Raw genomic sequence first — 21,652 nt, forward strand, 5'->3', positions numbered from 1 at the left:
CGCGGTGCGCAAGTTGTCCGTAGGGCTTCGGGAGACAGTGATTACGTCGAATGGGGGAGGGTGACCAGTACCCTGATGGCCGTAGGCGGATGCGGTGAATTCGTCAACTCAGCGCTGCGGGCGGCATCGTCACCCGGTGCGCCCGGCGTTCACCGTCGAGGGCTCTGAGCGCCTCGGCCAGCGTCGTCGCATGGATCTCGCTCTCGCCGCGCATATGCATCAGCGTCAGGGCGTCCTTGAGCGCGTTGGCCCGGCCGGCCAGGGCCTGTGCCGCGCGGAGCGCTCCATAGGTGTGCGTGGCGCGCGCCGGGTTGATCCGCCCCAGCAGATCGAGCACTTCGAGGTAGCTGTCGATGAACTCGCCCTCGGCGCGGGTCAGCGCGGGCAGCGGCGGCAGCTCGGGAGGCAGCTCGGGAGGCAGCATCGGGCGCTCACCTCGAACCGCGGGACGACAGTGACGTCTTGCGGTTCTTGAGCACATGGTCCACCAGCCCGTACGCCTTGGCCTCGACGGCGTCGAAGATCGTGTCGCGCTCCAGGTCGGCGGCGATCCGCTGCGAGGTCTGGCCGGTGTGGCGCACGAGCATCCGAGCGAGTTGGGCGCGCAGTCGGAGCAATTCCTGGGCCTGGATCTCCAGATCGGAGGGCTGACCCTGCAACGGCTCCTCGAACGCGGGCTGCTGGACGACGATCCGCGAGCCGGGCAGTGCCATCCGCTTGCCGGGGGCGCCGGCGGCGAGCAGCAGGGCTGCGGTCGACGCGGCCTGCCCGAGGCAGGTCGTCGCCACGTCGCAGGTGACCACCTGCATCGTGTCGTAGATCGCGGACATGGCGCTCAGCGAGCCGCCGGGGGAGTTGATGTAGAGGGAGATGTCGCGGTCGGGAGCGGCGTATTCGAGATGCAGGAACTGTGCGATCACATCGTTCGCGGCGGTGTCGTCGACGACGGTGCCCAGGAAGATGATCCGCTCGTCGAGCAGCTTCGAGTAGGGGTCGAGAGTGCGGGATCCCGCGCTGGTGCGCTCGGTGAACTCGGGCAGGACATGGCGGGCGGCAGGGCGGTTCATGACGTACCTCTCCTCGTGCTCCTCGTGCGCTGGCCTGTAAAAAATGTACAGGACGTACAGATCAATGGCCGGATGCAGGAACGGATGCTCGCTGAGGGCGAACGTGCGCCGGCTGCACCACCGGCGCCGTGGCATGACAACGCCCCCGCTGCCCAGGCAGCGGGGGCGGAGGTCAGGCGGTCAGCACAATTTGTAGTCGGCCCTGGTGGAGTTGTACGAGCAGGTGTCGACCCTGGCGCCCGTCGACTTCCTCAGCGTGGCCGTGTCCTTGTCGTTGTTCCACACGTACCAGGCACGCCCCTGATAGCGATGCGCCGCGTTGTTCGTCCCCTTGCCCGTGTGCACCGTCACCGTCTTCCCTCTGCCCAGCGTGTATGCGCCGAAGACGTACCTGTGGTTCGACGCGTCGACGAGCGTCCAGCCCTTCAGGCTGACGGCCGTCGAGGTGGTGTTGCGTATCTGCACATATTCGGCGTTGAGGCTCGCGTTCGAGCCCCGGTCCGAACCCGGGCTGTCGTAGTAGATCTTGTACAGATGAACGGAGCCGGCCGCGGCCTGTGCCGGCATGGGCAGCAGGGCGAGACCGGCGGCCGATGCCGCGGCAGCGGCAGCGGCCATGGTGCGGGTGCGGAGCATGAGCGTTCCTCGATTTCAGGCCGGGCACCCCCCAATTGGGCCCAGCGAGAGGCCCAGACTAGTGACGACCCACATGATCCGGGACGGAATCTGCGAAACCAGGACGTCATGGCCGCGGATTAAGCTGGGGGCATGGCCTACGAGATTCCGGTGACGCAAGCCCGCGCAGAGCTCGCCGAGCTGATCAACCGTGTTGTCTACGGCGGGGAGCGGGTGGTCGTGACCCGGCACGGGAAGCCGCTCGTGGCGCTGGTGTCCGCCGCTGACCTGGAGCGCCTGGAGAGGGATCAGGAAGCGCCCGAGGAGCAGGTCATCAGCTCGGTCTCCAAGCTGGGCCAGGTCGGATCCGCTTCCGGTGAGCGCGCCCGCTTCGGTCTGACGGCCGAGCACCGGCGCCCCGACCGCCGCGGCTGAACCGCCACGTATACGACCCGGTCCCCGATCGTCGCGGTGCGGGCTGCTCGCCGGGCGCCGATGTCCTGCGCGATCCCAAGATCAGTTAACGCGCCGGAAAAACTTTCGTCCTACCGTTCAACCCCTGGTCGCGAGACGTCCGTGCGCAGGTCAACAGAGTGTTGACATGAGCCGGTGTCCCGCTGCGCCCAGACGGGACTGGGCCAAAAGACAGTGAGGTGGACACGTGCAACTCTCCCCGCACGAGCAGGAACGCCTGCTCATCCATGTGGCCGCCGACGTGGCGGAGAAGCGCCGTGCGCGCGGGGTCAAGCTGAACCACCCCGAGTCCGTCGCCCTGATCACCTCGCACATCCTGGAGGGCGCCAGGGACGGACGCACCGTCGCCGAACTCATGGCATCGGGCCGTAAGGTCCTCACCCGCGCCGACGTCATGGAGGGCATCCCCGAGATGATCCACGACGTCCAGGTCGAGGCGACCTTCCCGGACGGCACCAAGCTCGTCACCGTCCACGACCCGATCGTCTGAGGGGGCCGCGCCGATGATCCCCGGAGAAATCATCTTCGCCGATGGGCCCGTGCCCCTCAACCAGGGCCGCGAGGTCACCCGCCTCGCCGTCGTCAACGCCGCCGACCGGCCCGTCCAGGTCGGCTCCCACTACCACTTCGCCGAGGCCAACCCCGGTCTGGACTTCGACCGCGAGGCCGCCCGGGGCCTACGGCTGAACATCGCCGCGGGCACCGCCGTGCGCTTCGAGCCCGGCATCCCGGTAGAGGTCGAACTCGTACCCCTCGCAGGCCGTCGGATCGTCCCCGGACTGCGCGGCGAGACCAGAGGTGCCCTCGACGCGACGGGAGACGAACGTGCCTGAGCTCAACCGTGCCGTGTACGCGGATCTCTTCGGGCCCACCACCGGCGACCGGATCCGGCTCGCCGACACCGATCTGCTGATCGAGATCGAGTCGGACCGCTCCGGCGGGCCCGGACTCGCGGGCGACGAGGCCGTGTTCGGCGGCGGCAAGGTGATCCGCGAGTCGATGGGCCAGTCCCGTACGACGCGGGCCGAAGGCGCACCCGACACCGTCATCACCGGTGTCGTCATCGTCGACCACTGGGGCATCGTCAAGGCCGACATCGGTATCCGCGACGGCCGGATCACCGGCATCGGCAAGGCCGGAAACCCCGACACGATGGACGGCGTACATCCCGACCTCGTCATCGGCCCCGAGACCGAGATCATCGCCGGCAACGGGAAGATCGTCACCGCCGGTGCCATCGACGCGCACGTCCACTTCATCTCGCCGACGATCATCGACCAGGCCCTCGCCACGGGCGTCACCACGCTCGTGGGCGGCGGCACCGGACCGGCCGAGGGAACCAAGGCCACCACCATCACCCCTGGGCCGTGGCACCTTGCCCGGATGTTCGGGGCGATGGACTCCCTGCCCGTCAATATCGGGCTGCTCGGCAAGGGCAACACGATGTCCCGCGAAGCCATGCACTCCCAACTGCGCGGCGGGGCGCTCGGGTTCAAGATCCACGAGGACTGGGGCGCGACCCCCGCCGTCATCGACGCCTGTCTGAGCGTCTGCGACGAGACCGGCGCGCAGCTCGCCATCCACACGGACACCCTCAACGAAGCGGGGTTCGTCGGGGACACGCTGGCCGCCATCGCGGGCCGCACGATCCACGCGTACCACACCGAGGGCGCGGGCGGCGGGCATGCACCGGACATCATCACCGTGGTCTCCCAGCCCCATGTGCTGCCCAGCTCCACCAATCCGACCCGGCCGCACACCGTCAACACGATCGACGAACACCTCGACATGCTGATGGTCTGCCATCACCTGAACCCGGCGGTGCCCGAGGACCTGGCCTTCGCGGAGTCCCGGATACGGCCCTCCACGATCGCGGCCGAGGACATCCTGCACGACCTCGGCGCCATCTCGATCATCTCCTCCGACTCCCAGGCCATGGGGCGCGTCGGCGAGGTGGTGATGCGCACGTGGCAGACCGCGCACGTGATGAAGAAGCGCCGGGGCGCACTGCCCGGGGACGGCCACGCCGACAACCACCGCGCACGTCGCTATGTCGCCAAATACACGATCAACCCGGCGATCGCACAGGGCCTGGACAGCGAGATCGGCTCGGTCGAGACCGGCAAGCTCGCCGACCTGGTGCTGTGGGAGCCCGCCTTCTTCGGGGTCAGGCCGCAGCTCGTCATCAAGGGCGGGCAGATCGCGTATGCGCAGATGGGCGACGCCAACGCCTCCATCCCGACCCCGCAGCCGGTGATGCCCCGCCCGATGTTCGGCGCGCTGGGGCGGGCAGCGTCGCTGAGCTCGTTCAACTTCGTCGCCCAGGCGGCAATCGAGGACGATCTGCCCGAACGCCTGGGCCTGGCCAAGAAGTTCGTGCCGATCACCAGCACGCGGCGCATCACCAAGGCGGACATGCGGGAGAACGACGCACTGCCGCGCGTCGAGGTCGACGCCGACACGTTCACGGTGACGATCGACGGCGAGGCGGTCGAGCCCGCGCCCGCCGCCGAACTGCCCATGGCTCAGCGCTACTTCCTCTTCTGAGCCATGAACGACGCAACGACTGAGTACGGCCCGTCGGCGGGAGGCTTCGGCCTGCCCGCCGACGAGGGCGGTCCCGCCGCGGGCCGCTCCGCGCCAGGAGCGCGCGCGGCCCTGCTCGTCCTCGCCGACGGCCGGTTCCCCGCCGGCGGGCACGCCCACTCCGGTGGGGCCGAAGCGGCGGTCAAGGCCGGACGGCTTCGCGACGCCCGGGATCTGGCCGCCTTCTGCCGGGGACGGCTGCACACCACCGGTCTCACCTCGGCCGGGCTCGCCGCCGCGGCTGCCCTGGGCCTCGATCCGAGGGCACTCGACGAGGCCGCGGACGCCCGAACCCCCTCACCGGCTCTGCGGGCCACCGCCCGCAAGCTCGGGCGGCAGATGATGCGCGCCGCCCGGGCGGCATGGCCGTGCGCCGAACTCGACGGGCTCGCCGCGGCTTTCCCGCGCGGCACGCACCAGCCGATCGTCCTCGGGCTCGCCGCCCGTGCCGCGGGCCTTCGGCCGACGGACGCCGCGCACTGCGTCGCATACGAGACGGTCAGCGGTCCGGCCACCGCGGCGGTACGTCTGCTCAGCCTCGACCCCTTCCAGGCCACCGCCGTCCTGGCCCGCCTCGCCCCCGACATGGACGAGGTCGCCGCCCGCGCCGCGGCAGCCGCGGCCGAGGGCATCGACGCCCTGCCCGCCGCGTCGGCGCCGCTGCTCGACATCACGGCCGAGCAGCACGCGACCTGGCCCGTACGCCTCTTCGCCTCGTAAGACATCCAGGAGCCGCACCATGCACCTCGACCACTCCCACGACGGACCGGCCGCAGTCGGTGCCGACGCGACCCGCCCCGACGGCACCCGGCGTGCCCTGCGCATCGGCCTCGGCGGACCCGTCGGCTCCGGCAAGACGGCCACCGTCGCCGCGCTCTGTGGCGCGCTGCGCGACCGGCTGTCCATCGCCGTCGTCACCAACGACATCTACACCCGCGAGGACGCCGAGTTCCTGCTCCGCAACGCCGTGCTGCCTCCGGAACGCATCCATGCCGTGGAGACCGGCGCCTGCCCGCACACCGCGATCCGCGACGACATCTCCGCCAACCTCGAAGCCGTGGAGGAGCTGGAGGAGAGCGTTGGCCCGCTCGATCTGATCCTCGTCGAGTCCGGCGGCGACAATCTCACCGCCACGTTCTCCAAGGGGCTCGTCGACGCCCAGATCTTCGTCATCGACGTCGCGGGCGGCGACGACATCCCGCGCAAGGGCGGCCCCGGCGTCACCACCGCCGATCTGCTCGTCGTCAACAAGACGGACCTCGCGCCGTACGTCGGCTCCGACCTCGGGCGGATGGCGCGCGACGCCAAGGAGCAGCGCGGTGAACTCCCCGTCGTCTTCACCTCGCTGAAGGGCGAGGGGGGCGTGGGCCCGGTGGCCGCGTGGGTGCGCGACCGGCTCGCCGACTGGACCGCATGAGCATCCAGGCCACCGCCCGTATCGTCGCCACCCGCGAAGGACTGCCGGAGCTGACGAGCGACGGACCGCTGGCGCTGCGCCGTACCCGCGCCACCGGCCCGTACACCCGGGTCACCGTCGTCGGCGCGATGAGCGCCCCGCTCGGCGGCGACCGGCTCGCCATCGAGGCCGAGGTGGGTCGGGGCGCCCGGCTCCATGTCGACTCCGCGGCCGCCACCATCGCGCTGCCCGGACGCACACCCGAACAGGCCCGCTACGACGTGCGGCTGACCGTCGGCGAGGACGCCGAGCTGCGCTGGCTGCCGGAACAGCTCATCTCCGCGTACGGAAGTGACCTGCGGATGCGTACGCGGGTCGAGCTGGCCGCCACGGCACGGCTGGTGCTGCGCGAGGAGCAGATCCTCGGCCGGTACGGCGAGCAGCCCGGCACCCTTGCCACCCGCCTCACGGTCCGCCGCGCGGGGCGTCCGCTGCTCGACCAGGAGCTCGGCTACGGCCCGGGCGCGCCCGGCGGCTGGGACGGCGGCGCCGTCCTCGGCGGGCACCGTGCCGTCGGCCAACTCCTTGTGGTCAACCCGGCACTGGATGACAAACCGGCAGAATCGCGACTGTTCGGCGAGGCCGCGGTTCTCACTCCGCTCGCCGGTCCGGCCTTCCTGGTCACGGCCGTCGCACCCGACGCCCGCCAATTGCGGTGCGTACTGGACGAGGTGCTGCGCGCCGAACTTCCCGGCTGAGCGAGGCCCGGACGCGCCCGCAATGCTGCACCGCTCAGCGGGACTTGAGTCACCGGTTATTGGTTCGGTAAAGAAACACCAGTACGACCTGTTCTCGGCATGCCCGCAGACGAAAGGATCCCCGGGAGAACTCGACAACAGATAGGGGGAGTTCTACGTGAGACGCACAGCAGTGCTCGGCTCGGCCGGCACTCTGATCGCGGGCACGCTCATTGCAGGCGCGATGGCGGCTCCGGCGGCCAACGCCGAGAGCCGCCATCGCGGCTACTCCGAGGCTCGCGGCGCTCAGCTGGCCGCCGAGCGCGCTGCCAAGAAGGGGATCGACTGGGCGGACTGTCCGGCGGACTGGGGATTCGCCAAGCCCATCCAGTGCGGCTATGTGAGCGTTCCGCTCGACTACGCGCGGCCCAACGGCAAGCAGATCAAGATCGCCGTCGACCGCATAGGAAACACGGGCACCGCGGCCGACCGCCAGGGTGCCCTGGTCTACAACCCGGGCGGCCCCGGCGGCTCGGGCATGCGCTTCCCGACCCGGGTCACGAACAAGAACCCGCTCTGGGTCAACACTTCGAAGGCGTACGACTTCGTGGGCTTCGACCCGCGTGGTGTCGGCCACTCGAGCCCGATCTCATGCGTCGACCCGCAGGAGTTCGTCAAGGTCCCGAAGGCCGACCCGGTGCCCGACAGCGAGGCCGACAAGCGCGCCCAGCGCAAGCTCGCCGCCGAGTACGCGGACGGGTGCGCCGAGCGCAGCGGCTGGATGCTGCCGTACATGACCACGCCGAACACCGTGCGCGACCTGGATGTCATCCGGGCCGCCCTCGGTGAGAAGAAGCTCAACTTCCTGGGCGTCTCCTACGGCACGTACATCGGCGCGGTGTACGCGACGCTCTACCCGGGCCATGTGCGCCGGATGATCGTCGACAGCGTGGTCAACCCGTCGCGGGAGAAGATCTGGTACGAGGCCAACCTCGACCAGGACGTGGCCTTCCAGATGCGCTGGAACGACTGGAAGGACTGGGTCGCCAAGAACGACGCGACCTACCACATCGGGGATACCCCCGAGAAGGTCGAGCAGCAGTGGCTGAAGCTGCGGGCCACCGCCAAGAAGAGCCCGCTCGGCGGAGTAGTCGGACCGGCGGAGCTCATCAGCTTCTTCCAGAGCGCGCCGTACTACGACTCCTCCTGGGCGCCCACCGCCCAGGCCTGGAGCAAGTACGTCGCGGGTGACACCCAGGCGCTGGTCGACGCCGCGGCGCCCGACCTGTCGGACACCGCGGGCAACATCGCGTCGGAGAACGGCAACGCCGTCTACACGGCCGTCGAGTGCGCGGACGCCAAGTGGCCCACCAGCTGGAAGAAGTGGGACCGGGACAACACCAGGCTGCACAAGGATCACCCGTTCATGACCTGGGCCAACGCCTGGATGAACCTGCCGTGTGCCACCTGGTCGTCCAAGCAGCAGACCCCGGTCAGGGTGAAGACGGGCAAGGGCCTGCCGCAGGTGCTCATCGTGCAGTCGACCCGTGACGCCGCCACGCCGTTCGAAGGCGCCGTCGAGCTGCACAAGCGGCTCAAGGGCTCGCGTCTGATCATCGAGAAGGACGCCGGCTCGCACGGGGTGACCGGCCTGGTCAACCCGTGCATCAACCAGCGGGTGGAGGCCTACCTGCTCAGCGGCAAGCTGGACGGCAGCGATGTGACGTGCACTCCGCACGCCACGCCGAAGCCGTAAGGCATACCGGCAGCACGGGGGAGGGGCGGCCGGTTCCGGCCGCCCCTCCTTTCGGCTAGGGAGCTCAGGTCGTCGCCGCCCCTCGCGTCGCCCCACCATGCGCCCTCCTCCGCATACCCGGGCGCGGATCCGCTCTCAGCTTCTGCGCCGTGGGAACTTCTTCGGCTGCTCCAGCTCCGCCTTGACGTCGGCGGCGTAGCGGTCCACGTACTCCTGTCCGGACAGCTCCAGGATCGCGTACATGATCTCGTCGGTGACCGCGCGGATCGCCGCCTTGTGGTTCTCCATTCCCGCGTACCGCGAGAAGTCCATCGGCTCGCCGAACCGCACCGTCACCCGCTTGATCTTCGGCAGGACCTGTCCCGGTGGCTGGATCTCAAAGGTCCCCACCATCGCGCACGGCACCACCGGCACCTGCGCCCTGAGCGCCATCACGGCGACGCCGACCTTGCCCTTGTAGAGCCTGCCGTCGTGCGACCGGGTGCCCTCGGGATAGATCCCCAGCAGCTCGCCCTTGGACAGCACGCCGAGGCCCTCACGGATCGCCGCCTGACCGGCCTCCTTGCCGGAGCGGTCCACCGGGATCTGCCCGGCGCTGTGGAAGAACGCCGCCGTCAGCCGGCCCTTGAGACCCGGCCCGGTGAAGTACTCGGCCTTCGCCAGGAAGGTGATGCGGCGCTTGATGATCGCCGGCATCAGGAAGTGGTCCGAGAAGGACAGATGGTTTCCGGCGACGATCGCCGGCCCCTCTGCCGGAATGTGCTCGAGTCCCTCGATCCTGGGCCGGAACAGCAACCGCAACAGCGGCCCCAGAATGACGTATTTGAGCACGTAATAGAACAATTGAGGGTGCTCCTCACTTGGTCCGGATAGGCGTCAGGACTGCGTTGTGCCAGGTCAGTAGCGTCGCAAGAACGGTCAGTTTAGGTGCAGCCATCGCCCCGCGTAACCGCCTGGTACCGGACAGCCTGCTTGCGCCGGACGGGCGATGTGTTGCGGTCTTGGGCGCCCGAGGTCAGTCTGGGTGGTGACCCAGAAGCGACACTTGCTCACTCTTCGCACTCGGGGGTCAAGCAGCCGAAGGGGTGACCAGGTCGCGGTGAGGAGTAACGGTCATGCATGTCACGGCCGCCTGCCGCTACACCTTGGAAGTGCAGGCATCGACAGAGCGGATTCCTCAGATCCGGCGCATTCTCGCCGCGCATCTTCGGTACTGGAGCCTGGAAGACCACATCACACCGGTCTGCCGGGCGGTCGACGAACTCGTCGGCAATGTCGTCCACCATGTGAAGGGCGACAAGGCCTGCGTGGTGGAACTGCGCTGGACGGGTCGGCACCTGATCGCGTCCGTGGCGGACAAGGACCGCCGGATGCCTCGGCTGACCAGTTCCAGCCCCTCCAAGGGCGGACTCGCCACCGTCGCGATTCTCAGCGACAGCTGGGGCACCTGCGGCACCGCCACGGGCAAGGTGATCTGGTTCAGCCGCCGGGTGAAGGAGGTCCAGCGTGTCCGTCGGGCAGCGCCGGCCCCGATGTCGCCCGTGCCTGAGTTCAAGCCCCTGCCGGCGAGCCCCGTGCTCCAGGGCGACGGCGTCCCGGCCGTGCCGCTGGAGGCTCGGTCCGTCGATCGTGTGGGCGCGGCCGTCGCAAGCGGCTGACTGCTTGCTGACTGCGGAGCCGTACGGGCGATTCGCCTCGCCCGTACGCGCTACCCGCCCGCGTGGCCTCTTGCCGACGCCGACAGTGAGCAGGTGCTCTGGCCTCTGTCCGGCCCTGCGTCGAGACACACCCCCCACACCCAGGAGCCCTGGATGCACCGCAGCGCCGTCCTCGCCGCAGCAGCCCTGATGTCTCTTGCTGCGACCGCCGTCCCCGCACACGCCGTCGGCGACGCGCCGGCACCCCGAGGCCTGTTCCTCACCGTGTCCGGGAGCGAGAACACCTGGGTGCGCGGGTTGCTGCTGCACTGCCCGCCCAAGCCCGGCGGGGCGCACCCCTATGCCGCCGCCGCGTGCGGCGCGCTCGCGGCGGCGCGCGGTGATCTGGACAGGCTGCCCGGCGATCCGCACGCGTGCACCGAGGAGTTCGACCCGGTCACGGCCGGCGCCACCGGCACCTGGCGCGGCCGCATGACGGCCTGGCACAAGACATACGCCAACGCGTGCGCGCTGGACGCGGCAACCGGTGAGGTATTCCGGTTCTGACCGCGCTCGGTCGCTGGTCGCGCGGTCAGGTCCTGTCCGGCCGATCTTGCCGGGCTCGCGTGCCCTGGCACGCACATCTGCTGCGTTGTCGTCAGTCGCCTACGCTCCGCGTGGGCTCCTTCCTCCGCCTTGCATCTGCACGCACCAGACCCCGCTCACTGATCCGGCCTGATCGACCGGACAGGACCTAGTTGCTGCGTGAGGACACCACCCCGATCGTCACCAGGCCGAGCACCACCCAGCCGAACCAGAGCCAGCCATTGCTGCCGAGTGCCGCCGTATAGGCCGTCACGACCACCAGGGTCCCGACGGTGAGCACTCCCATCGCCTTCGTGGATCCGGACATGCGCGCCCTCCTCCGACGGCCCCGGCCGTCGCCCTCATGGTCACCCGTGAGGAGGGCTGCGCGCTACTGCCCGCGCGCCTGGAGCGAGGCGAGATACGCGTTGTACGCCTCGAGATCCTTGTCGCCGTCCCGGTCCGCGGCCCGGTCCATGCGCCTGGCCTGCCGCTGCTCGGAGCGGTACCACTGGAAGACCAGCGCGATCAGCACCAGCACGGACGGGATCTCGCTGAACGCCCAGGCGATACCGCCCGCCGCGGTCTGGTCGGCAAGGGCGTCGATGCCGAGCGAGGCCGGCGGATTCTCGTACGCCTTGATCATCGGCTCGGTCGCCATCATCAGCGCGATCCCGAAGAAGGCGTGGAACGGCATGCCCGCGAAGAGCTCCAGCATCCGGATCACATATCCCGGCCGCTGCGGGCCCGGATCCACGCCCATGATCGGCCAGAAGAAGACCAGACCCACCGCGAGGAAGTGCACCATCATCGCCACATGCCCGGTCTTCGACTCCATGAGGAAGTCGAAGAGCGGCGTGAAGTAGAGCGCGTACAGGCTCGCGATGAACAGCGGGATCGTGAAGACGGGGTGCGTGACCACACGCATATAGCGGCTGTGCAGCAGCCCCAGCAGCAGCTCGCGCGGCCCCTTGCGGCCGCGGCCGGCGACCGGCAGCGCGCGCAGCGCCAGCGTCACCGGCGCGCCGAGCAGCAGCACGATCGGCGAGAGCATGCTGATCACCATGTGCTGCACCATGTGCACGCTGAACATGACCATGCCGTAGTCATTGAGCTTGGTGCACATCACCAGTGCCACGCTCAGCACGCCGAGCGCGAAGGCGACGGTGCGGCCGACCGGCCAGGCGTCGCCGCGCCTGCGCAGCCGCAGTACGCCCCAGCCGTAGAGGCCGAGCGCCAGCAGAGAGCCGACCAGGAAGAACGGGTCCGGTGAGAACTCGAGCCCCCGCCCCAGCGTGAACGGCGGCAGATCCATCGTCATGCCGTGCCCGCTGTGATCCATCCGCCGGCTCCTGTTTCCGCTGCTGGTTCGTGCTGAGATGTCCGCTTGTCCGCACCAGAGTAGAACTGCCCCCGATCGCACCTGCGACCGGGGGCAGTTCATTCAGATATGGACCGATCTGAGGGTGTTGCCTTGCAGAGCAGGCAACCCCGGCTCGCGCAGCCTCAGAGCACGCACTCGGCCTCGGCGTAGCGCTCGGCCGGGACGGTCTTCAGTGTCTCCACCGCCTGGGCCAGCGGCACCATCGTGATGTCCGTGCCGCGCAGCGCCGTCATCATGCCGAACTCACCGCGGTGCGCGGCCTCCACGGCGTGCCAGCCGAAGCGGGTGGCGAGCACCCGGTCGTACGCGGTCGGGGTACCGCCGCGCTGCACATGGCCGAGAATCACCGCGCGGGCCTCCTTGCCGAGCCGCTGCTCAAGCTCGACGGAGAGCTGCTGGGCCACGCCCGCGAAGCGCTCGTGCCCGTAGATGTCCTTGCCGCCCTCGTTGAACTTCATCGAGCCCTCGCGCGGCTTGGCGCCCTCCGCGACCACGACGATCGCGAACTTCTTGCCCGCCGAGAAGCGCTCGCCGACCCGCTGGGTCAGCTCGCCGATGTCGAAGGGCCGCTCCGGTACGACGATGGCGTGGGCGCCCGCCGCCATGCCCGAGTGCAGCGCGATCCATCCGGTGTGCCGCCCCATGACCTCGACGATCAGCACACGCTGGTGCGACTCGGCGGTGGTCTTCAGCCGGTCGAGCGCTTCGGTCGCGACACCGACAGCGGTGTCGAAACCGAAGGTGACATCGGTCGACGCGATGTCGTTGTCGATGGTCTTCGGCACGCCGACGATCGGCAGCCCGCCCTCGGAGAGAAGGTTGGCGGCCTTGAGAGTGCCTTCGCCGCCGATCGGGATGATCGCGTCGAGACCGAGCTCGGCGACATGCCCCTTGGCCCGCTCCACGCCGTCGCGCAGATGCGCGGGCTGGACCCGGGAAGAGCCGAGAATCGTGCCGCCGCGAGCCAGGATGCCGCCCACCGCGTCAAGATCGAGCTTGCGGTAGTCGCACTCCAGAAGGCCCTTCCAGCCGTCGTGGAAGCCGATGACCTCGTCGCCGTGATCGACGACGGCGCGGTGCACGACGGAACGGATGACGGCGTTCAGACCGGGGCAGTCGCCGCCGGAGGTGAGCACACCAATGCGCATAGCCCGAAATACCTTTGCAAACGTGGGCCGACTTCCGGACCACGTCGTCCGGTTGGATCCCCGCCACCCTACCGGCGATGGGTGACGGGGCCGAACCGGGCGTCCGACTGATGGACGGCAGCCTCCTGCCGGTCGTGCTCCTGCCAGGCGGACCCGGCAGCAGGTTCCCGCGCGAAGGCTCCCGGTCAGGCGGGCTGCGTCGCCGACGCGATGCGCTCGGCGCGCAGCGCCTCGTACCACCGGTCGTCCGTCGGCGGCAGCGCGTTCACATCGAGGGCCAGCTTCAGCAGCAGGTCCGCGATCTGCGGGTTGCGCGCCATCACGGGACCGTGCATGTACGTGCCGAAGACGGTGTCGTTGTACGCGCCCTCGGTGCCGTCGCCCGTGCCGTTGCCGCGGCCGAGGATGGTGCGCGCGAACGGGCGGGCCGTCGGGCCGAGGTGTGTGATGCCCTGGTGGTTCTCGAAGCCGGTCAGCTGCGGCAGGCCCAACTGCGGGTCGATGTCCGCCAGTACGTCACCGACGCAGCGCTCGCCCTCACCGCGCGTGGAGACCACGTCGATCAGACCGAGACCCGGCTCGCGCTCGCCGAGATCGTTGATGAACTCATGGCCGAGGATCTGGTATCCGGCGCAGACGGAGAAGATGATCGCGCCGTTGGACGCGGCCCGGCTCAGTCCGCCGTCGCGGCGCAGCCGCTCGGCCGCGAGCCGCTGCGGCCGGTCCTCGCCGCCGCCGATCAGATAGATGTCGCCGGAGGTGGGGACCGGCTGGTCGCTGCGTACGTCGATACGCATCACGTCCAGGCGGCGCTGCCGGGCGCGGCGCTCCACGACCAGCGCGTTGCCCTGGTCGCCGTAGGTGCTGAGCAGGTCCGGGTAGACCCAGACCAGACGCAGGCTGCTGTCGCTCATACTCGTCAATCCTCTGCGGGTCAGTTGCCGACGCGGCGGCGCAGGTCCTGGAAGGCGGTGTAGTTGGCGATGACCTCGATCCGGCCGGGCGGGGCCAGCTGCACCGCCTCGTCGGCGTTCTCGCACACCCGGAAGTCCAGACCCGCGACCTCCAGGCGGACGGCGAGGTCCAGCTTGCGGTCGCCGATGACGAAGATCGGGTGACCGGCGAGCCGGGTGTAGTCGACGTCCCAGAGCCAGGAGGTGTCTGTGCCGTCGGCGCCGCGCGCGTTGACCGAGAGGATGACGGGCGTCGGCGGCGGGTCGATCAGGGAGAACGTTTCGAGCCAGCCGGCCGGGTTCTTCGCGAGCAGCAGGCGCAGCTCACGGCCGAGGAAGCTGACCACGTCATAGCGGCCGGCGACGGCCTGGACCTGGTACATGCGCTCCAGGGCGACCTGCGGCGGCACTCCGAAGCAGGCGGCGACGGCGGCGGAGGTGGCGGCGTTCGCCTTGTTGGCGCGGCCGGGCAACTGGAGGTGGATCGGCCAGGCCGAGCCGTGCGGATCGAGGACGTGGTCACCGCTCAGCACCCAGCTGGGGGCAGGGCGCCGGAAACCGCACTCGCCGCAGAACCAGTCGTCGCCGGGGCGCTGCATCACACCGCCGCAGGACGGGCAGGACCAGGCGTCGTCCTTCCACTCCTGGCCCGCGGCGACCCACACCACATTGGGCGAGGAGGAGGCGGCCCACACGATCAGCGGGTCGTCGGCGTTGGCGATGACCATGGCCTTCGTACCGGAGAGGCCCTCGCGCCACTTTTCGGCCAGCATCCGGGTCTCGGCGGCGCGGTCCAACTGGTCGCGCGAGAGATTGAGCAGCGCGATCGCCTTGGGCGTCACATCGCGGGCGACGCCGGCGAGGTACTTCTCGTCGACCTCGATCACACCGAACTTGGCGTCGGAGCCGCCGGCCAGCGCGGAGGTGATGCCGGCGGGCATATTGGCGCCGAGCGCGTTGGAGACGACCGGGCCGCTGGCCCGCAGCGCCTCGGCGATCAGCCGGGTGGTGGTGGTCTTGCCGTTGGTCGCCGACACGAGGACGACGTCCAGGTGCTGCGCCAGCCGCCCCAGCAGATCGGGGTCGAGCTTGAGCGCGACCCGGCCGCCGATCACCGAACCGCTGCCGCGTCCGGCGGCGCGCGACACCGCCGCTGCGGCCTTGCCTGCCGTCACGGCGAGCTTGGCGCGCGGCGTCAGTGGCTCCGAGTTGCCTGACATCGTCCTTGATCCTCCTTGCATCGGTCCGGCCCAGCCTATCGAGGTCCACTCCTGCGCCCGTACGTCGGCACCGGCGGAAAACGTGGAGGTCACGGCGGACCGTACGCTTACGGCCATGCGAAACCGGCCGATCCCAGGCAGTTCCGGACTCGTGAGGGGCATGAGCCTGCTCGGAGATCCTGTGCTGCACGCCCCGTGCGAGACCGTCACGGACTTCTCTCCCGCGCTGAAGACGCTCATCGAGGACATGTTCGCGACGATGTACGCGGCGCAGGGGGTGGGCCTGGCGGCGAACCAGGTGGGGGTGCCGCTGCGGGTGTTCGTGTACGACTGCCCGGACGACGATGACGTCCGTCATCTCGGACACATCGTCAATCCGCGTCTGGTGGAGGCGGACGGGGTCACGGTGCGGGGGCCGGAGGGCTGTCTGTCGCTGCCGGGCCTGGAAGCGGGTACGGAGCGCTTCGATCACGCGGTGGTGGAGGGGGTGACGGCGGAGGGCGAGTCGGTGCGGGTGGAGGGCACGGGCTTCTTCGCGCGGTGCCTGCAGCATGAGTGCGACCACTTGGAGGGGGTGGTCTATACGGACCGGCTCACGGGCTGGCGCCGGGCGAGAGCGCGTCGCGCGGTGCGCCGCGCGCCGTGGTCACGGGGGGAGCTTCCCCCACCCCGCCGCTTCCCGTAACCGGGGACAAGCCCCCAGCCTCCGTACGGCCTTCGGGCGTTGTCCTCAATCGCCGGACGGGCTGGATTTCCCGCCCGCCGGGCGGGAAATCATCCAAGCCCCGCCGGCGATTGGGTGGGCCCCCACGCCCGTAGGGCGGAGGGGGAGGGTCCGGGGCAGAGCACCGGTTACCGGCCCGCCGCAGGCGTGGCGCCCGGCACCGTCAGAACGTCGGGCCGCCCGCGCGGTCGCCCGCCGCGGCCAGGCGGCCCCACAGCAGGTCCGCCAGGCAGCGCACCAACTCCGCGCGGGAGCACGGGCGTTCGCCCAGCCACCAGTCCCCGGCCGCGTGCATCATGCCGACGATGCCATGACCCCACACCCGGGCCAACTGCTCGCTGTCCGGCCCGAGGTCGACCCGGTCGTAGATGACCTTCGCCAGCTCTTCGCCGAGCCGTCGCAGCAGCGGCGCCGAGTGCAGGCCGACGTCGAACCCCGCCTCCGAGGGCTGGTTGTCCTCGGCCGGATGCATCAGGAAGCGGTAGACCTGCGGCCTGGCTTCGATCGCCGCGAGATACGTGTCCAGCGTCGCCTCGACCCGCTCGCGGCGCTCGGAGGGCGCGTCGACCGCTTCCCGCAGCGCGTGCAGCAGCGCATCGGTGTGGCGCTTGGCCAGCGCCCGGTACAGGCCGCTCTTGTCGCCGAAGTGCCGGTACAGGATGGGCTTGGTGATGCCCGCCTCCGCGGCGATCGCGTTCATCGACGCCTGCGGCCCGTCCCGGAGCACCACTCGGTCCGCGGCTTCGAGTAGCTCCCGGCGCCGCTGGTCGGCCGACCGTTGTTGGCCCGCCGCCTGCTGTGTGGTCTCCATTTTCGTTTCTCCCCGCCCGTGCGATTGCGTGACGCCTGCGCAACGTAACACCCTGCCAGCCGGAGAAGGTGATCGGGCGGTGGCCGGTTGACATGCGCTACTTGCCGGTAACAGACTGCGGTTACCGCAAGTAACACGCAAGAGGTCACCGCAGTACTGGAGGGGAAAATGGCCGAGTTCACGCTCGAACTCAACGACGACCAGAAGCAGATCCGTGACTGGCTCAACGGATTCGCCAAGGACGTGATGCGTCCGGCCGCCGCCGAGTGGGACGAGCGTGAGGAGACACCCTGGCCGGTCATCCAGGAAGCGGCCAAGGTGGGAATCTACTCCCTCGACTTCTACGCCCAGCAGTTCTTCGACCCGACCGGCCTCGGCATCCCGATGGCGATGGAGGAGCTGTTCTGGGGCGACGCCGGCATCGGACTCTCCATTGTCGGCACGGGACTTGCGGCGGTCGGCGTCCTCGCGAACGGTACCGAGGAGCAGATCGGCACCTGGATTCCACAGATGTACGGTGACGTGGACGACGTGAAGGTCGCGGCCTTCTGCTCCTCCGAGCCGGACGCGGGTTCCGACGTCGGTGCGATGCGCACCCGCGCGGTGTACGACGAGGCGAAGGACGAGTGGGTGCTCAACGGCACCAAGACCTGGGCGACCAACGGCGGTATCGCCAACGTCCATGTCGTGGTCGCGGTCGTCGACCCGGAGCTCGGTTCCAAGGGCCACGCCTCCTTCATCGTCCCGCCGAACACCCCTGGCCTCTCGCAGGGCCAGAAGTTCAAGAAGCACGGCATCCGCGCCTCGCACACCGCCGAGGTGGTGCTGGAGAACGCACGCGTCCCCGGCTCCTGCCTGCTCGGCGGCAAGGAGAAGCTGGACGAGCGCCTGGTCCGCGCGCGTGAGAGGGCCAAGTCCGGCGGCGAGAGGGTGAAGAACGCGGCCATGGCCACCTTCGAGGCCTCCCGCCCGGCGGTCGGCGCGATGGCGGTGGGCACCGCCCGCGCCGCGTACGAAGTCGCACTCGACTACGCCATGACCCGCAGCCAGTTCGGCCGTCCGATCGTCGACAATCAGGGGATCGCGTTCCAACTCGCCGACATGCGTACCCAGATCGACGCGGCACGGCTGCTGGTGTGGCGCGCCTCCTGGATGGCGGTGACGGGCAAGCCCTTCACCTCCGCCGAGGGCTCGATGTCCAAGCTGTACGCCTCCGAGACCGCGAAGAAGGTCACGGCGCAGGCCATCCAGATCCTGGGCGGCAACGGATTCACCCGTGAATACCCCGTGGAGCGCATGCACCGCGACGCCGCGATCTACACGATCTTTGAGGGTACGAGCGAGATCCAGCGGCTGGTGATCGCGCGGACGCTGTCGGGCATGCCGATCCGTTAGGCCGGCTTGTCCTCGGCCGCCGGACGGAGATGCGATCAACCCCCGTCCGGCGACCGAGGACTCCGGACCGTCAGGCGCCGAGCAGCGCCTCGATCGCGGCGACGACCTCCGGGGCCTCCGGCTCCGTGCGCGGGCGGATCCGCGCCACGACCTGGCCGTCCTTGCCGATCAGGAACTTCTCGAAGTTCCACTGGACGTCGCCGGCCTCGCCGTCCGCGTCCGCGACCTTCGTCAGCTCCGCGTACAGCGGGTGCCGGCCGTCCCCGTTCACATCCGTCTTCTCCAGCATCGGGAAGGTCACGCCGTACGTCGCCGAGCAGAAGGACTGGATCTCCTCCGCGTTGCCCGGCTCCTGGCCGGCGAACTGGTTGCAGGGCACGCCCAGCACCGTGAAGCCGCGGTCACCGTAGCTCTTCTGAAGCCGCTCCAGACCTTCGTACTGCGGCGTCAGGCCGCATCGAGAGGCGACATTCACCAGCAGCACCGCCTTGCCGTCGAAGTCGGCAAGCGACGCGGACTCGCCCGTCAGGGTGCGCAGCGGGATGTCGGACAGACTCATCGGGTCTCCTTCTGGTGATAACGATGCGGTCCAGTCTGACAAAGGCCGCAGACACTCAAACGCGCTCCGAAGCTGGTTATGCCTTGAGTTCGAGGAGTGTCACGGTGATGCCTGTCACATGCTCGGAGCCGTACTCCGTGTACCGCGCACGCAGCGCCTGCTCCTGGTCGTCGGGCAGTTCCCTGAACGGATCCCCCCAGTTGCCCGACACGACGAGCCAGACCCGCTTGTCGCCGCGCAGACAGGCACCCGCGTCCTGGCACTCCGTGGGCCGCAGGTCGTCCCGGTCGGCGGACGACTCGTCCAGGAAGACGTCATGCAACCGCTGATCGTCCGGCAGATAGAAGCGGACCCCCGCATCGAGCATCCGCCAGGAGTCGTCCCCGCGGTCGTAGACCACCGCATCACCGGGCCGGTAGTACTTCTCGATGGTCCGCGCGGCGCCCCGATAGTCCAGGCCGCTGTTGAAGTGCGCGAACGGCTTCCGCAGCGTCTGCTGCTCGTGCAGGGTCAGCACCGCGAGCACCACCAGCACCGCCGATACGGCCGCCCGGCTCCGTGCGGCGACCAGGCCCGCCCCGGCGAGCATCACCCACGCCGGCAGGGTGAACAGCAGGTACCGGTGGTAGAAGTACGACACCTCCCCGTGCGATACCGCCCACAGGACCAGCGGCGGCAGCACCGCCATCGCGGTGCAGCACAGCGCGGCACCGCGGCGCTCGCCCCAGCCGGTGGCCGCCAGTGCGATCACCGCCCCGGCCAGCATCGCCGACGCAAACACCTGGGGCCAGACCGAGAGCAGGCTCCACCCGTCCGGCTGGGGGATCCAGGAGATCTGCCGGCCGGTCTGCGCCCTGCCCAGCAGCGCCACGGGAACCGCACCGACCACACCCACCGCGGCGGCAAGGCCGAAGCTCCACAGAACCCGCCGCTCGGCCCGCGCCCGCAGGGCAGCCGTCACCATGTGCCCGAGCAGCACGGTCAGCGCCAGCAGATGGAACAGGCCGACCGCCGTCACACCCAAGGCGTACGCGGCCCAGCGCCGCTTGCTCCCCGGCCGCTCCAGCGCCCGCAGCAGCAACAGCGTGGACAACGACACGGCACAGACGACCAGCGCATACGGTCGAGCCTCGTGGGCGTACCTGCTCACCACCGGGATCAACGCGAACAGCAGGCCCCCGGCCAGCCCGGCGCGGCGCCCGAACAGCCGCTGCCCGCACAGCGCCGCGCATCCGGCGGCACCGGCCATGGCCAGAGCCGAGGGCAGCCGCAGCGCGGTCGCGGAGTCCCCGAAGACCGTCATCCACCCATGCAGGAGCAGATAGTACGTACCGAGCACCGCGTCCACCCGCTGGACCGTGTCCAGCAGCTGCCCGAGGTCACGGGAGGCCACGTCCCAGGTGGTGAGCTCGTCCTCCCACATCACCGGGGTGCTGATGCGGTACACCGTGCACGCCAACGTGGCGACGACGGGCCACAGCCAGACGCTGCGCAGCACCCCGCGGGATTCCGGCGGCGCTTCGGCTGTCTGCGACAGCCCGGAGTCCTGGGCGGGGACCGACCGGTCGAGGGTTGTCGGGCGGGGGAGGAGTGCCATGTGGGAGCCTTACGTCGCGGCGGTAGCGCGACGACCCTAGGGACTCCGGCCCGTCAAACAGTTTGCGACATACCGGATATGGCGGATTTCCCCTGTTCGGGCACTCAGGTCCTGTCCGGCTCGTCAGTCGCCCAGCCTGCGGAACAGCCCCTCCTGCACCACCGAAACCAGCAGCCTGCCCTCGCGGTCGTAGATGCGGCCACGTGCCAGCCCACGTCCGCCCGTCGAGATCGGCGACTCCTGGTCGTACAGAAACCACTCGTCGGCGCGGAAAGGCCGGTGGAACCACATCGCGTGGTCCAGCGACGCCATGTCGAAGCCGCGCCTGCCCCACAGCGGCTCGACCGGAATGCGGACCGCGTCGAGCAGCGTCATGTCGCTCGCGTACGTCAGCGCGCAGGTGTGCACCAGTGGGTCGTCGCCGAGCGGGCCCACCGCGCGCATCCACACGGCGCTGCGCGGGTCCGCCTCCTTGATCTCCTCGGGTGTCCAGCGCAGCCGTTCGGCATAACGGATGTCGAAGGGCTGGCGGCGGGCCATCCGCTCCAGCGCCTCGGGGAGTTCGCCCAGATGCTCGCGGATCTCCGTGGTGACCGACGGAAGGGTCTCGGGGCCCGGGAACTCCAGCCGCGGCGGCAGCTGATGCTCGATGCTGCCCTCCTCCGGCCGGTGGAAGGAGGCGGTCAGATTGAAGATGGTCTTGCCCTGCTGGACCGCGGTGACCCGGCGGGTGGTGAACGAGCGGCCGTCCCTGACGCGTTCCACCTGGTAGACGATCGGCACGCCGGGGATTCCCGCCCGCAGGAAGTAGGCGTGCAGCGAGTGGACCGGCCGCTCGCCGTCGGTGGTGCGCCCGGCCGCGACCAGCGCCTGGCCCGCCACCTGCCCGCCGAAGACCCGCTGCAGGGACTCGTTCGGGCTGAGGCCGCGGAAGATGTTGACCTCGATCTGCTCCAGGTCGAGCAGATCGACCAGGCGCTCGGCCGGATTCGTCATCGGATGGTCTCC

The 21,652-nt window shown here is 69.7% G+C and carries 25 protein-coding genes; 12 read left to right on the forward strand and 13 right to left on the reverse strand.

The window, feature by feature from the left end; all coding sequences use genetic code 11:
* Positions 1–103 precede the first annotated feature (103 nt).
* The 3 genes from ACQEVG_RS13830 to ACQEVG_RS13840 all read right to left on the reverse strand — a co-directional run bounded on the left by ACQEVG_RS13830 (position 104) and on the right by ACQEVG_RS13840 (position 1,703).
* Complete coding sequence (locus ACQEVG_RS13830; RefSeq protein ID WP_432982149.1) at positions 104–424, reverse strand: hypothetical protein; 321 nt, start codon at positions 422–424, stop codon at positions 104–106.
* A 7-nt stretch (positions 425–431) separates the two neighbouring features.
* Positions 432–1,067, reverse strand: a complete 636-nt coding sequence (locus ACQEVG_RS13835) for an ATP-dependent Clp protease proteolytic subunit (RefSeq protein ID WP_432982152.1) — start codon at positions 1,065–1,067, stop codon at positions 432–434.
* A 180-nt stretch (positions 1,068–1,247) separates the two neighbouring features.
* Positions 1,248–1,703 carry a lamin tail domain-containing protein gene (locus ACQEVG_RS13840; protein ID WP_432982155.1) on the reverse strand — a complete coding sequence of 152 codons (456 nt, stop codon included), beginning with the start codon at positions 1,701–1,703 and terminating at the stop codon, positions 1,248–1,250.
* A 132-nt stretch (positions 1,704–1,835) separates the two neighbouring features.
* Here ACQEVG_RS13840 and ACQEVG_RS13845 point away from each other — a divergent pair, with 132 nt between their 5' ends.
* The 8 genes from ACQEVG_RS13845 (at position 1,836) to ACQEVG_RS13880 (ending at position 8,631) form a co-directional block, all read left to right on the forward strand.
* Entirely contained in the window at positions 1,836–2,117 is a 282-nt protein-coding gene (locus ACQEVG_RS13845; protein ID WP_432982158.1) for a type II toxin-antitoxin system Phd/YefM family antitoxin, read from the forward strand.
* Between the two features lie 226 nt (positions 2,118–2,343).
* A complete protein-coding gene (locus tag ACQEVG_RS13850; protein ID WP_399662332.1) occupies positions 2,344–2,646 on the forward strand; it encodes an urease subunit gamma in 303 nt (100 codons plus the stop codon).
* 13 nt (positions 2,647–2,659) lie between these two features.
* Positions 2,660–2,989, forward strand: a complete 330-nt coding sequence (locus ACQEVG_RS13855; RefSeq protein WP_432982162.1) for an urease subunit beta — start codon at positions 2,660–2,662, stop codon at positions 2,987–2,989.
* Positions 2,982–4,703: an urease subunit alpha gene (locus ACQEVG_RS13860; protein WP_432982165.1), complete on the forward strand. Its 1,722-nt coding sequence runs from the start codon at positions 2,982–2,984 to the stop codon at positions 4,701–4,703. Before ACQEVG_RS13855 ends, ACQEVG_RS13860 begins: the two co-directional genes overlap by 8 nt.
* 3 nt (positions 4,704–4,706) lie before the next feature.
* Positions 4,707–5,462, forward strand: a complete 756-nt coding sequence (locus ACQEVG_RS13865) for an urease accessory protein UreF (protein ID WP_432982168.1) — start codon at positions 4,707–4,709, stop codon at positions 5,460–5,462.
* 19 nt (positions 5,463–5,481) lie between these two features.
* Positions 5,482–6,159, forward strand: a complete 678-nt coding sequence (ureG, locus tag ACQEVG_RS13870) for an urease accessory protein UreG (RefSeq protein WP_432982171.1) — start codon at positions 5,482–5,484, stop codon at positions 6,157–6,159.
* Positions 6,156–6,896, forward strand: coding sequence for an urease accessory protein UreD (locus ACQEVG_RS13875; RefSeq protein WP_432982174.1), 741 nt, complete (start codon positions 6,156–6,158; stop codon positions 6,894–6,896). Before ureG ends, ACQEVG_RS13875 begins: the two co-directional genes overlap by 4 nt.
* A gap of 172 nt (positions 6,897–7,068) precedes the next feature.
* The gene (locus ACQEVG_RS13880; RefSeq protein ID WP_432985345.1) at positions 7,069–8,631 is read left to right on the forward strand and encodes an alpha/beta hydrolase; all 1,563 of its coding nucleotides are present in this window, start codon (positions 7,069–7,071) and stop codon (positions 8,629–8,631) included.
* Between the two features lie 135 nt (positions 8,632–8,766).
* Here the strand turns inward: ACQEVG_RS13880 and ACQEVG_RS13885 are convergent, their stop codons facing one another.
* A complete protein-coding gene (locus tag ACQEVG_RS13885) occupies positions 8,767–9,474 on the reverse strand; it encodes a lysophospholipid acyltransferase family protein (protein WP_432982177.1) in 708 nt (235 codons plus the stop codon).
* A gap of 272 nt (positions 9,475–9,746) precedes the next feature.
* Between ACQEVG_RS13885 and ACQEVG_RS13890 the strand changes: the two genes are divergently transcribed.
* Positions 9,747–10,289 (forward strand): ATP-binding protein, encoded by a 543-nt coding sequence (locus tag ACQEVG_RS13890; RefSeq protein ID WP_432982180.1) that lies wholly within the window; start codon positions 9,747–9,749, stop codon positions 10,287–10,289.
* A 153-nt stretch (positions 10,290–10,442) separates the two neighbouring features.
* Entirely contained in the window at positions 10,443–10,835 is a 393-nt protein-coding gene (locus tag ACQEVG_RS13895) for an SSI family serine proteinase inhibitor (protein ID WP_432982183.1), read from the forward strand.
* Between the two features lie 187 nt (positions 10,836–11,022).
* Here the strand turns inward: ACQEVG_RS13895 and ACQEVG_RS13900 are convergent, their stop codons facing one another.
* From ACQEVG_RS13900 to ACQEVG_RS13920, 5 genes are all read right to left on the reverse strand, one after another.
* On the reverse strand, positions 11,023–11,181 hold the full coding sequence (locus ACQEVG_RS13900) for a hypothetical protein (protein ID WP_432982186.1): 159 nt from the start codon (positions 11,179–11,181) through the stop codon (positions 11,023–11,025).
* 63 nt (positions 11,182–11,244) lie between these two features.
* Positions 11,245–12,195: a cytochrome c oxidase assembly protein gene (locus ACQEVG_RS13905; protein ID WP_432982189.1), complete on the reverse strand. Its 951-nt coding sequence runs from the start codon at positions 12,193–12,195 to the stop codon at positions 11,245–11,247.
* 164 nt (positions 12,196–12,359) lie between these two features.
* Positions 12,360–13,385 (reverse strand): 6-phosphofructokinase, encoded by a 1,026-nt coding sequence (locus ACQEVG_RS13910; RefSeq protein ID WP_432982192.1) that lies wholly within the window; start codon positions 13,383–13,385, stop codon positions 12,360–12,362.
* A gap of 185 nt (positions 13,386–13,570) precedes the next feature.
* On the reverse strand, positions 13,571–14,299 hold the full coding sequence (locus ACQEVG_RS13915; RefSeq protein WP_432982195.1) for a type 1 glutamine amidotransferase: 729 nt from the start codon (positions 14,297–14,299) through the stop codon (positions 13,571–13,573).
* Positions 14,300–14,319: 20 nt separating this feature from the next.
* Positions 14,320–15,558: a Mur ligase family protein gene (locus ACQEVG_RS13920; protein ID WP_360870779.1), complete on the reverse strand. Its 1,239-nt coding sequence runs from the start codon at positions 15,556–15,558 to the stop codon at positions 14,320–14,322.
* Positions 15,559–15,673: 115 nt separating this feature from the next.
* Between ACQEVG_RS13920 and def the strand changes: the two genes are divergently transcribed.
* Positions 15,674–16,243: a peptide deformylase gene (def, locus tag ACQEVG_RS13925; RefSeq protein WP_432982199.1), complete on the forward strand. Its 570-nt coding sequence runs from the start codon at positions 15,674–15,676 to the stop codon at positions 16,241–16,243.
* A 202-nt stretch (positions 16,244–16,445) separates the two neighbouring features.
* Here the strand turns inward: def and ACQEVG_RS13930 are convergent, their stop codons facing one another.
* Positions 16,446–17,093 carry a TetR family transcriptional regulator gene (locus ACQEVG_RS13930; protein WP_432982202.1) on the reverse strand — a complete coding sequence of 216 codons (648 nt, stop codon included), beginning with the start codon at positions 17,091–17,093 and terminating at the stop codon, positions 16,446–16,448.
* A 168-nt stretch (positions 17,094–17,261) separates the two neighbouring features.
* Here ACQEVG_RS13930 and ACQEVG_RS13935 point away from each other — a divergent pair, with 168 nt between their 5' ends.
* The gene (locus tag ACQEVG_RS13935) at positions 17,262–18,488 is read left to right on the forward strand and encodes an acyl-CoA dehydrogenase family protein (RefSeq protein ID WP_432982205.1); all 1,227 of its coding nucleotides are present in this window, start codon (positions 17,262–17,264) and stop codon (positions 18,486–18,488) included.
* Positions 18,489–18,558: 70 nt separating this feature from the next.
* On the opposite strand, the gene ACQEVG_RS13940 is transcribed toward ACQEVG_RS13935, so the two are convergent.
* The 3 genes from ACQEVG_RS13940 to ACQEVG_RS13950 all read right to left on the reverse strand — a co-directional run bounded on the left by ACQEVG_RS13940 (position 18,559) and on the right by ACQEVG_RS13950 (position 21,640).
* A complete protein-coding gene (locus ACQEVG_RS13940) occupies positions 18,559–19,047 on the reverse strand; it encodes a glutathione peroxidase (protein WP_432982208.1) in 489 nt (162 codons plus the stop codon).
* 76 nt (positions 19,048–19,123) lie between these two features.
* Entirely contained in the window at positions 19,124–20,644 is a 1,521-nt protein-coding gene (locus tag ACQEVG_RS13945) for a glycosyltransferase family 39 protein (RefSeq protein WP_432982211.1), read from the reverse strand.
* Positions 20,645–20,767: 123 nt separating this feature from the next.
* Positions 20,768–21,640, reverse strand: a complete 873-nt coding sequence (locus ACQEVG_RS13950) for an acyl-CoA thioesterase (RefSeq protein ID WP_432982214.1) — start codon at positions 21,638–21,640, stop codon at positions 20,768–20,770.
* Between the last annotated feature and the right edge of the window lie 12 nt (positions 21,641–21,652).

Source organism: Streptomyces sp. CA-135486, assembly GCF_050936555.1.
Classification (GTDB): domain Bacteria; phylum Actinomycetota; class Actinomycetes; order Streptomycetales; family Streptomycetaceae; genus Streptomyces.

Coding starts and splice junctions, on each gene's coding strand:
- ACQEVG_RS13855 (WP_432982162.1), top strand. CDS start 2,660: ATGATCCCCGGAGAAATCATCTTCGCCGATGGGCCCGTGCCCCTCAAC.
- ACQEVG_RS13930 (WP_432982202.1), bottom strand. CDS start 17,093: ATGGAGACCACACAGCAGGCGGCGGGCCAACAACGGTCGGCCGACCAG.
- ACQEVG_RS13935 (WP_432982205.1), top strand. CDS start 17,262: ATGGCCGAGTTCACGCTCGAACTCAACGACGACCAGAAGCAGATCCGT.
- ACQEVG_RS13905 (WP_432982189.1), bottom strand. CDS start 12,195: ATGGATCACAGCGGGCACGGCATGACGATGGATCTGCCGCCGTTCACG.
- ACQEVG_RS13910 (WP_432982192.1), bottom strand. CDS start 13,385: ATGCGCATTGGTGTGCTCACCTCCGGCGGCGACTGCCCCGGTCTGAAC.
- ACQEVG_RS13845 (WP_432982158.1), top strand. CDS start 1,836: ATGGCCTACGAGATTCCGGTGACGCAAGCCCGCGCAGAGCTCGCCGAG.
- ACQEVG_RS13830 (WP_432982149.1), bottom strand. CDS start 424: ATGCTGCCTCCCGAGCTGCCTCCCGAGCTGCCGCCGCTGCCCGCGCTG.
- ACQEVG_RS13890 (WP_432982180.1), top strand. CDS start 9,747: ATGCATGTCACGGCCGCCTGCCGCTACACCTTGGAAGTGCAGGCATCG.
- ACQEVG_RS13835 (WP_432982152.1), bottom strand. CDS start 1,067: ATGAACCGCCCTGCCGCCCGCCATGTCCTGCCCGAGTTCACCGAGCGC.
- ACQEVG_RS13920 (WP_360870779.1), bottom strand. CDS start 15,558: ATGTCAGGCAACTCGGAGCCACTGACGCCGCGCGCCAAGCTCGCCGTG.
- ACQEVG_RS13840 (WP_432982155.1), bottom strand. CDS start 1,703: ATGCTCCGCACCCGCACCATGGCCGCTGCCGCTGCCGCGGCATCGGCC.
- ACQEVG_RS13900 (WP_432982186.1), bottom strand. CDS start 11,181: ATGTCCGGATCCACGAAGGCGATGGGAGTGCTCACCGTCGGGACCCTG.
- ACQEVG_RS13875 (WP_432982174.1), top strand. CDS start 6,156: ATGAGCATCCAGGCCACCGCCCGTATCGTCGCCACCCGCGAAGGACTG.
- ureG (WP_432982171.1), top strand. CDS start 5,482: ATGCACCTCGACCACTCCCACGACGGACCGGCCGCAGTCGGTGCCGAC.
- ACQEVG_RS13895 (WP_432982183.1), top strand. CDS start 10,443: ATGCACCGCAGCGCCGTCCTCGCCGCAGCAGCCCTGATGTCTCTTGCT.
- def (WP_432982199.1), top strand. CDS start 15,674: ATGCGAAACCGGCCGATCCCAGGCAGTTCCGGACTCGTGAGGGGCATG.
- ACQEVG_RS13945 (WP_432982211.1), bottom strand. CDS start 20,644: ATGGCACTCCTCCCCCGCCCGACAACCCTCGACCGGTCGGTCCCCGCC.
- ACQEVG_RS13865 (WP_432982168.1), top strand. CDS start 4,707: ATGAACGACGCAACGACTGAGTACGGCCCGTCGGCGGGAGGCTTCGGC.
- ACQEVG_RS13940 (WP_432982208.1), bottom strand. CDS start 19,047: ATGAGTCTGTCCGACATCCCGCTGCGCACCCTGACGGGCGAGTCCGCG.
- ACQEVG_RS13950 (WP_432982214.1), bottom strand. CDS start 21,640: ATGACGAATCCGGCCGAGCGCCTGGTCGATCTGCTCGACCTGGAGCAG.
- ACQEVG_RS13915 (WP_432982195.1), bottom strand. CDS start 14,299: ATGAGCGACAGCAGCCTGCGTCTGGTCTGGGTCTACCCGGACCTGCTC.